At 37.3% G+C, this 4,705-nt stretch carries 8 protein-coding genes; 7 read left to right on the forward strand and 1 reads right to left on the reverse strand.

What is annotated here, in order from left to right; all coding sequences use genetic code 11:
• Both rplU and rpmA read left to right on the forward strand, forming a co-directional pair.
• A partial coding sequence (rplU, locus tag ABYK33_RS13830; protein ID WP_373033867.1) for a 50S ribosomal protein L21 occupies window positions 1-222 on the forward strand: 222 nt, incomplete at its 5' end.
• Between the two features lie 9 nt (window positions 223-231).
• Window positions 232-486: a 50S ribosomal protein L27 gene (rpmA, locus tag ABYK33_RS13835; protein WP_373033868.1), complete on the forward strand. Its 255-nt coding sequence runs from the start codon at window positions 232-234 to the stop codon at window positions 484-486.
• 52 nt (window positions 487-538) lie between these two features.
• Here the strand turns inward: rpmA and ABYK33_RS13840 are convergent, their stop codons facing one another.
• Entirely contained in the window at window positions 539-844 is a 306-nt protein-coding gene (locus tag ABYK33_RS13840) for a hypothetical protein (RefSeq protein WP_373033869.1), read from the reverse strand.
• A gap of 132 nt (window positions 845-976) precedes the next feature.
• On the opposite strand from ABYK33_RS13840, the gene obgE reads away from it, so the two are divergent.
• The 5 genes from obgE to ABYK33_RS13865 all read left to right on the forward strand — a co-directional run.
• Window positions 977-2,092 (forward strand): GTPase ObgE, encoded by a 1,116-nt coding sequence (gene obgE / locus ABYK33_RS13845; RefSeq protein WP_373033870.1) that lies wholly within the window; start codon window positions 977-979, stop codon window positions 2,090-2,092.
• 9 nt (window positions 2,093-2,101) lie between these two features.
• On the forward strand, window positions 2,102-2,863 hold the full coding sequence (gene proB / locus ABYK33_RS13850; RefSeq protein ID WP_373033871.1) for a glutamate 5-kinase: 762 nt from the start codon (window positions 2,102-2,104) through the stop codon (window positions 2,861-2,863).
• A gap of 31 nt (window positions 2,864-2,894) precedes the next feature.
• Complete coding sequence (gene fmt, locus ABYK33_RS13855) at window positions 2,895-3,821, forward strand: methionyl-tRNA formyltransferase (protein ID WP_373033872.1); 927 nt, start codon at window positions 2,895-2,897, stop codon at window positions 3,819-3,821.
• Entirely contained in the window at window positions 3,818-4,531 is a 714-nt protein-coding gene (locus ABYK33_RS13860) for a biotin--[acetyl-CoA-carboxylase] ligase (protein WP_373033873.1), read from the forward strand. The genes fmt and ABYK33_RS13860 overlap by 4 nt, the downstream gene beginning before the upstream one ends.
• Window positions 4,528-4,705 (forward strand): ParA family protein (locus ABYK33_RS13865; RefSeq protein WP_373033874.1); only part of this gene is annotated, 178 nt, incomplete at its 3' end. The genes ABYK33_RS13860 and ABYK33_RS13865, both read left to right, overlap by 4 nt.

Here is a 4,705-nt window from a genome sequence, read left to right on the forward strand (position 1 = left end):
CCAAAAGCAGCGGTAGAATTTAAAGAAGTTCTAGCACTAGACAACGGTGAATTAACTGTAGGAGCTCCTTTCGTAGAGGGTGCTGTAGTTAAAGGTGAAGTGATCAATGAAGGTAGAGATAAAAAAGTTATCATCTACAAAAAAAGAAGAAGAAAAGATTCAAAACTTAAAAGAGGTTTCAGAAGAAGCTTTACAAGAGTTAGAATTACTAAAATAGCATAAGGAGCTCAGATGGCACACAAGAAAGGACAAGGGTCCACTCAAAATAACCGTGATTCAGCTGGACGTCGTTTAGGCGTTAAGAAATTTGGTGGTGAAGCAGTTATCCCAGGTAACATTATCATCAGACAAAGAGGAACAAAAGTACATCCAGGTAACGGTGTTGGAATGGGTAAAGACCATACAATATTTGCACTTGTTGAAGGTGTAGTTAAATTTGATAACAAATCTGCTACTCAAAAGAAAGTTTCAGTAGTACCTGCATAATCCCTATTTAAGTCCGACAAGTTCGGACTTATTTATTCTGATCTTTATCAGATCATTTTTCCTCTTTTTCATCCTCTATAACCAATTGATCTTTGCATCTGTTACGACCTAAAAACCAACCATCATTATAATTCTGATCGTTATTAAAGAGCGTATGGGATTTTCTATATTCACCTTTAGCCGTGGTACATCCATCTGCAATTCCCTGTTGATAGTTTGCAGAAAAGTTTTTACCAAAATAGATACCGCTATGATAATACCCAGTTTCAGGTATAGGAGCTTTTTCCTTGCTACAGGCGGTGAGAAAGAAGAATGAAGTGGCAATAACTAATAATGATATCGTTTTTCCATGAAACATATATTCACCTTTTATATCAAATATAAAAATTATAGCGATTATTCCCCTAATTTAGGTATAATTCCATAATTCATATACTATGGTCATCTACTAAGGTGATACGATAGTTTTTCAATAGATTAAAGGTTATAAATGTTTGTAGATAGTGTCGAACTAACGATTAGTTCAGGTAAGGGTGGTGCAGGTTCTATCTCTTTTTGGACAGAAAAATTTGTCTCTAAAGGTGGCCCGGATGGTGGCGATGGTGGTCGTGGAGGCTCTGTATTTTTTAAAGTAGATAATAACACAGATACACTCTCAGGACTACGTGGACGTAATCACATTAAAGCAGAAAATGGTCGCCCTGGAGAAGGGCGTAAGTGCTATGGACGTAAAGGACATGACACGACTATTGTTGTACCTCCAGGTACCACTGTCATAGACATGGAGACAGGTGAAGAACTGCTGGACCTTGTAAATGAAGGTGACGTAGTGATGTTCATTGAAGGTGGTAAAGGTGGTTTAGGGAATATGCACTTTAAGAGTTCCAGTAACCAAAGACCGACCTATGCACAACCTGGACTTCCTGGTATGACTAAACATGTAAAACTCGAAATGAAGCTGATTGCAGATGTTGGTTTGGTCGGATATCCAAATGTAGGGAAGTCTACACTCATCTCTACACTTTCAAATGCAAGACCAGAGGTAGCAAACTATGAGTTTACAACACTGACACCGAAGCTTGGTGTTGTACACATGGGAGATTATGATTCATATATGATGGCAGATATTCCTGGTATTATCGAGGGAGCAAGTGATGGCCGAGGTTTAGGTTTAGAGTTTTTAAAGCATATTGAGAGAACCAAAACACTGCTTTTGATGATCGATGCAGCAAATTACAGAGAGATGAAGTATCAGTATGAGACGCTTCTTGTTGAGTTACAGCGTTATTCTGAAACACTTGCAACACGAAAGCATGCGATTGCCATTACTAAAATCGATGCACTTTCACAAGATGAAGTTAATGCTTTGACAGAAACATTTTTGGCTGATATAGGTTTGGAAGCAAATGATACGCTAAATAAATATAAAGCAGATACAAACTATCTAAGTTATGGATTTAAAACAGACTTTGGTGTGAAATTACCGGAAGAGAAACCATTTTTTGTACTTCCAATCTCATCTGTCGCACACTTAAATACGGAAGCGTTACGTTATGCAATCGGGGATTTTGTAAAAAATGTTAAAGCAGAAAATGAAGCTGAGTAAGTAGGTTTTATGAAAAGAATAGTCATTAAAGTAGGTTCTCATGTTTTAACAGAAAATGGTGCCATTGCTAAAACACGAATGTTGGCATTGGTAGAGTTGATCTCAGAACTGAAAATAGAACAGTATGAAGTGATTTTGGTCAGTTCAGGTGCTGTATCTGCAGGATATACCCAATTACCATTAGATAGAAGTATTGTGGCTAACAAGCAGGCATTAGCTGCTATCGGGCAACCCTATTTGCTTAAAATGTATCAGGAGAAATTTGAAAGATTTGGGTTACTCTGTTCCCAAGTACTTTTAAGTGCGGATGTTTTTGAAGCTCCTAAGCACATCGCACATGCTAAAGTAGCTATAGATACACTTTTAAACAATAATGTTGTGCCTATTATCAATGAAAATGATACCGTGAGTATTGAAGAGTTGGTTTTTGGTGACAATGACAGACTGTCTGCACATGTTGCACACTATTTTGATGCATCACTGCTTGTCATACTTTCAGATATAGATGCATTTTATGATAAAGATCCAAATAAATTTAAAGATGCCAAACGCAGAGCTGTTGTAAATATCATAGATGATAATGAACTCAATGCAGAGCATACCCCAAATAATGAATTCGCGACAGGTGGTATTGTGACGAAACTACAATCTGCAGATTTCTTAATGAAGCATGGCAGAGCTATGTTTTTAGCCAGTGGATTTAACCTTTCCAATGTTAAGTCTTTTCTTATAGATGGCGAGCATAAGGGCGGCACACTCTTTACAGCCTGATAACATTTAATTTATACCTAAGAAGAATAGAATGAAATATAAAATAGTCTACATGGGAACACCCAACTATGCAAAAGAGATCCTCAATACATTGATAGAAGCTGAAGACATGGAAGTCTCTTTGGTGTTAACACAACCAGACCGTCCTGTAGGACGTAAGAAGGTTTTGACACCACCTCCAGTGAAATCATTGGCATTGGAGCACGGAATCGATGTGCTGCAACCCAATCGACTAAGTGATGAGGGGATAGAAGATGCTATCAAAAATGTAAAACCTGATTTTATAGTGGTGGCAGCATTTGGACAGATCTTACCTAAGAGTATATTGGACATTGCTCCTTGCATTAACTTACATGCTTCACTTTTACCTCAGTATAGAGGTGCCTCTCCTGTACAGCAGTCTTTACTTAATGGTGATGAAAAAACGGGTGTCACTTCCATGTTGATGGAAGAAGGTTTAGATACCGGTCCTATGCTGGAAAAAATAGAATTTATGATACCTTCTAGTATGAGACTTCATGCATTAATGGCACAATTAACCGCGGATGCATGTACACTTACACTGAGTACAATTAGAAATTATGAGAATATTACAGCTCAAACACAGAATGAAGATCAGGCAACACTTTGTAAAAAAATAAAAAAGAGTGATGGTGAAGTAGATTTTGAAGACGCAACTTTAATTTATAATAAGTACCGTGCATTTGAAGGTTGGCCAGGTATATTTACTGCTAATGGTACTAAATTGGATGGATTAAGTTTGGTTGATGCAACATCTAATAACAGCGTTTTAGAGATTCTTTCCTTTGATGATGACAGTGTGGTGATCGGATGTGGAAAAGGAGCATTGAAAATTGAAAGTTTGCAACCTGCATCAAAAAAAGCGATGTCAGCCAAAGCCTATTGTGTAGGAAGGGGGATGAAAGTTGGAGATTTATTATTTGGGGACGCCTTTTGAACAAAGTCCAAAAAACTACGCTGACACTAAGTCAACTTCAGCAGTTGGCTCATACGACCAGTCGTATTGGTAAGTTTGATATTTGTCATTTTGATGAGTTAGTATCAACTCAGATATATTTGCTGGAAATGTTAAAAGAAAATAAATTCCAAACTCCAATAGCTGTGATTACCAATGAGCAAAGTTCAGGTCTGGGAAGTCGTGATAATTCCTGGTCAGGGGGAGAAGGAAACTTTTTTGCTTCTATAGCAGTTGATCTGGATATGCTTCCTCAAGATCTTCCACTTGGTTCAGCTTCAATTTACTTCTCCTTTATTATGAAACAGACACTTGAGGCACTTGGTGAAAATATATGGTTAAAGTGGCCTAATGACTTCTATTTAAATGATGAAAAAGTGGGGGGGACCATTACTAGAAAAGTGAATAATACTTTAGTGTGTGGAATTGGAATAAATTTAAAAAATTCTCAAAATGGCTATAGAGCCTTACAGTGCGATATTTCACCGGAAATTCTATTGAAAAATTACCTTTTCGCACTTGAAAAATTTCCAAAATGGAAGCAGGTTTTTAGTGAGTATGAGATAGAATTTAGGTTAAGTAGAAAGTTTTCAGTTCATATTGAAAACTATAAAAAGAGCCTAGCAGATGCGACATTATGTGAGGATGGATCTTTAATTATAGAAGGCAAGAGGGTGTTTAGTTTACGATGAGCGAAGTCATTAGCATAGCCAACCAAAAGGGTGGCGTAGGAAAAACAACAACAGCAGTGAATTTGGCAGCCTCTTTGGCTGAAAAAGGTAAGAAGGTTCTTCTTTTGGACATTGATCCACAATCCAATGCAACGACAAGTTTAGGCTTTAGCAGAAGTGATTATGAGTATAATA

Source organism: Sulfurovum sp. (assembly GCF_041562805.1).
GTDB lineage: Bacteria > Campylobacterota > Campylobacteria > Campylobacterales > Sulfurovaceae > Sulfurovum.